We start from the raw sequence: 4,124 nt of genomic DNA on the forward strand, positions 1-4,124 counted from the left end.
CAGGCGTCGCGCAGGTGCCCGTTGAACCGCCCGGCCAGGTGCTCGGCGCTGCTGATGTGCGTGCCGTGCTGACCGAAGATCTGGCAGAGAGCGTTCCCGAGCGTACCCTTGCCGGTGCCCTTCTTGCCCTTGAACACGAGAGCGGCCTGCGCACGCTCGGCCGGGTGCTGGACCGCCCAGGCGACCCATTTGAAGATGTAGTTCGCCGCCGCCACGTCGTTGTCGGCCAGCACTTCCTTGATGTGCCGGTACATCCGAGGCCACAAGCCCTTCTTCGGCAGGTACGGTTGCTGACGGCAGCGGCACGGTAGGAGCGGAGGTATCGCACCACACGCACTGAAGGTGTGGGCGGGACCGAACCCTCAGCCCAGTGTCATGCTTCGGTCGCGAGATCGGATGGATAGGGGACCTTAGCCAAGGCCGTCCCATTCTCATCCAGGATGGCCACGTGCCAGTGGAACGGGTCTGTGGCCCCTGCGGTGCGCTCCCTGAGGATACGCTTCCAGATCTCCAAGGCTTCGATCTCTGCCGCCTCAAGGTTGGGCAGGTCGACCCCATCGTGGTCGCGCGTCACGTCCTCACCATCGTGCAGGACGTCGAAAAAGTAGCGTGGCATCCGCCCTCCTGCGATACTGAACCTATCTGCCTGCGCTGCACAACGCTGGCGTGTGTATTCAAGGTTCATCAAGCCCAAGCGTTGCGGCGCCCGACGTCGGCCCGAATTGGGCGCACACGGCAAGGCACAAGCCCTAATCGAGAAGGCTGGGGGAGAAGCCTGCCCGAGCGCCCCTATCAGCCGCGGATAGGGAGAAACGGGGGAGTGCGGGGGACAGGAGTCAGCCGCTGATCGAGAAGGGCGTTACCTTCAGGCCTACCAGCCCGTACCTACCGAACCCCTTCTCCCGTACCCCATCGATCGGCCACGACTCTCGGCTTAGCTGCACAACTTCTTGTAGGCTTTCACTGTCTTTCAACCACAGCTTTAACTCGTTCAAGTTACTGACCGATCCAGTAGGTATCTTGGCTCTATGACGTGAGATGGCGGCCCCTCGACGTCGTCCGGACTGAGTAAGCCATGATCCGCGTCCTCACTTGTGTCGCGCAGCAGCACGACTTGCGCCTCGTCGCGCTCTCGGCCGTGATCTGCGCCCTCGGGTGCTTCGCGACCGTCACCCTGATCGCGCGAGCTGAGGCTAGTTCCCGCTCGCTGCTTCGAGCTCTCGTTCCGGCTGCTACCATCTTCGGTGGCAGCATCTGGTCGCTGCACTTCGTCGCCATGCTGGCGTTCCGGACCGAAGCGCAGGTCGCCTTCGACCTCGACCTCACGGCCGCCTCGATCGTCGTGGCCATCGCCGGCTCCCTGGCCGCCCTGTCCCTGTGGCGGCGGCTGCCCACCGCCCCGCTCGGCATCGTGCTGGCAGGCACCGTGCTCGGTCTCGCGATCACCGGCATGCACTATCTCGGCGTCGACGCGATGGCCGCCTCCAGCCTCGTGCTGTTCGATCCCGACTATGTCGCCGCCTCGATCCTGGTTAGCGTCGCGTTCTCCATCCTCGCCCTGGCGCGTGCCGGCAGGCTGACGAGCTTCGGCCGCCGCATCGAGGTCACCGGCTGGCTCGCTCTGGCGATCTGCGGCCTGCACTTCACCGGTATGACCGCCGTCACGGTCGCGCCGATCGCGCTGCGGGAAGGCGAGAGCTACGTGCTCGGCTCGACTTCGCTCGCCCTGACGGTCGCTGCCGTCAGTCTCGCGGTGCTGATCGCCGGCCTCGTCGCCCTAGCGCTGCAGCAGCATCTCTCACAACGTGATCGGCGTGACCTCAGCCGCATGCGCCTGCTCAGCAACCTCGCGCACGAGGTGCTGTTCATCCATCGCGACGGCGAAGTGCTGGAGGTCAACGACGCCGGCGGTCGCCTGTTCGGGATGGCCCCCGACCAGATCGTCGGCCGGCCGGTGCTCGACCTGTTCTCACAGGCCGACGTCCCGGCGCTGCTGCGGCGCATGCGCTGCCGTTCGGAGGATCTGCGACCCGAGGAGTTCGAGATCCGCACCGCCGCCGGCACGCACGTGCCGGTCGAGTTGTCCTGCCGCACCATCGAGTTCGGCGGCAAGCCCGCCACCGCCGTCGCCCTGCGCGACCTCACCGACCGCAAGCGCGACGAGGCCCGTATCCGCCACCTCGCCTTGCACGACGCCCTGACCGACCTGCCCAACCGCTACCTGCTGGAGCAGCGCCTCGGCCCGGCACTCAACGCCGCCGCCCTGGACGGGACCGGCGTCGCGGTAATCTACCTCGACCTCGACCGGTTCAAGGCTGTCAACGACCTGCACGGCCACGCCGCCGGCGACGCTCTCCTGGTCCAGGCGGCCAAACGCATGCTGACCGAACTGCGCCCCAGCGATACCCTGGCCCGGGTCGGCGGCGACGAGTTCGTGGTGGTGCTCACCGGCGCGCGCGCGCCTCAGCGGATCGCTGAGATCGCCGGTCGCCTGATCGAGGGTCTGCGTCGCCCGTTCCGGGTCGATGATCACCGCGTCGAGATCGGCGCCTCGGCCGGCGTCGCCCTCTACCCCGGGGATGGCAGCACGGCCGAGACGCTGCTGCGTGCCGCCGATACCGCCCTGTACCGCGTCAAGGACGAGGGCCGGGGTGCGGTACGCTTCTTCGAGGCGGCAATGGACGCTCAGCTGCAGGCGCGTCAGCGGCTCGAACACGAGCTCGGCGGGGCGATCGACCGCGACGAGCTGCGGCTATTCTACCAGCCGATCGTCAATGCCCGCACCGGAGAGGTCGAGACCTTCGAGGCGCTGATCCGCTGGCAGCACCCGGATCGCGGCTTCGTCTCGCCGGCCGAGTTCATCCCGCTGGCAGAGCAGGCCGACCTGATCGGGCGGATCGGCGCGTGGGTGATCGACACCGCCTGCGCGGCCGCGGCCGCCTGGCCGCAGCCGTGGCGGGTGTCGGTCAACGTCTCGCCGACCCAGTTCCGGCAGTCCGACGTCCCGGCGCTCATCGCGGCGGCGCTGGCCCGTCATGGCCTCGCCCCAGGGCGGCTGGTGGTCGAGATCACCGAGAGCGTCTTCATTCAGGATGCGGCGGCAGCGGTCGCGGTCCTGACGCGGCTGCGCGGGTTGGGCGTGCGGCTGGCACTCGACGACTTCGGCACCGGGTACTCGTCGCTGAGCTACCTACAGCAGTTCCGGTTCGACAAGCTAAAAGTCGATCAGTCGTTCGTGCGCCGGCTGGGTCAGCACGCCGACACGCTGGCGATCGTGCGGGCGATCGTGAACCTTGGGCACAACCTCGGCCTGCACGTCACGGTCGAGGGGGTCGAGACCGCCGAACAGCTGGCGATCCTGCGCGAGCTGCACTGCGAGCAGATGCAGGGCTACCTGTTCGCGCGCCCTGCAGCGGTGCTGGGTGTGTCGGAGCTGGAGCTGGCCCGGTTGCGGGCGTTGTTTGTCGAACAGCCGCTGCGGGCTATGGCTTAAGCTCGACGCGGTATCGGGGTTGAACGATCGGGAACGGTCGGCAGAACTGTTGCTCGCATCGACCTCGTAGATACGGACGGCAGAACTGCTGGGTCTTGAGGCATCGCTCGCGATCGCCCGGATCTGCGGCCAACGCGGATCTTGGTCCGCGCTGGCTTTGATGGCCTGTTCTAGGGCCTTGGCAAGGCGTTAAGCGCCATCCTGGCTTGCTGTGATAGCAGGTAAACCTCGGCCACAGCTGCTTCACGCAGCTCGCACGGTAGCGAGGAAGCGTCCGACCTCGGCCGCCAAGTGCTCGGACTGGCGCGACAGTTCAGAGGCCGCATCCAACACTTGGCTCGCGGCTGCGCCCGTCTCCTCGGCTGCATTCGCGACGCCGGCGATGTTGTGTGTCACCTCGCCGGTGCCCATCGCCGCCTGGCTGACGTTGCGCACGATCTCCTGCGTCGCCGCCCCCTGTTCCTCCACGCCAGCGGCGATCGAGGTCGCCACGCCGCTGATCTCGCGGATCCGCCCGGTGATGCCCGCGATCGATGCGACCGCCTGGCTCGTCGAGGTCTGGATCTGACCGATCTGGCTAGCGATCTCCCCGGTCGCCTTGGCGGTCTGCTCAGCGAGCGCCTTCACCTCG

General features: G+C 67.3%; 2 protein-coding genes and 2 pseudogenes. 1 reads left to right on the forward strand and 3 read right to left on the reverse strand.

Going from position 1 to position 4,124, the window contains the following annotated elements; all coding sequences use genetic code 11:
• Together MKL01_RS01515 and MKL01_RS01520 are read right to left on the reverse strand one after the other, a co-directional pair.
• Nucleotides 1-254 (reverse strand): annotated as a pseudogene (locus MKL01_RS01515) (hypothetical protein); the annotation flags it as partial.
• A gap of 119 nt (nt 255-373) precedes the next feature.
• Nucleotides 374-616 (reverse strand): DUF6894 family protein, encoded by a 243-nt coding sequence (locus MKL01_RS01520; protein ID WP_243903475.1) that lies wholly within the window; start codon nt 614-616, stop codon nt 374-376.
• A gap of 459 nt (nt 617-1,075) precedes the next feature.
• Between MKL01_RS01520 and MKL01_RS01525 the strand changes: the two genes are divergently transcribed.
• The gene (locus MKL01_RS01525; RefSeq protein ID WP_243903476.1) at nt 1,076-3,493 is read left to right on the forward strand and encodes an EAL domain-containing protein; all 2,418 of its coding nucleotides are present in this window, start codon (nt 1,076-1,078) and stop codon (nt 3,491-3,493) included.
• A 243-nt stretch (nt 3,494-3,736) separates the two neighbouring features.
• On the opposite strand, the pseudogene MKL01_RS01530 reads toward MKL01_RS01525, so the two are convergent.
• Nucleotides 3,737-4,124 (reverse strand): annotated as a pseudogene (locus MKL01_RS01530) (methyl-accepting chemotaxis protein); the annotation flags it as partial.

It is taken from the genome of Methylobacterium sp. J-070 (assembly GCF_022829385.1).
Classification (GTDB): domain Bacteria; phylum Pseudomonadota; class Alphaproteobacteria; order Rhizobiales; family Beijerinckiaceae; genus Methylobacterium.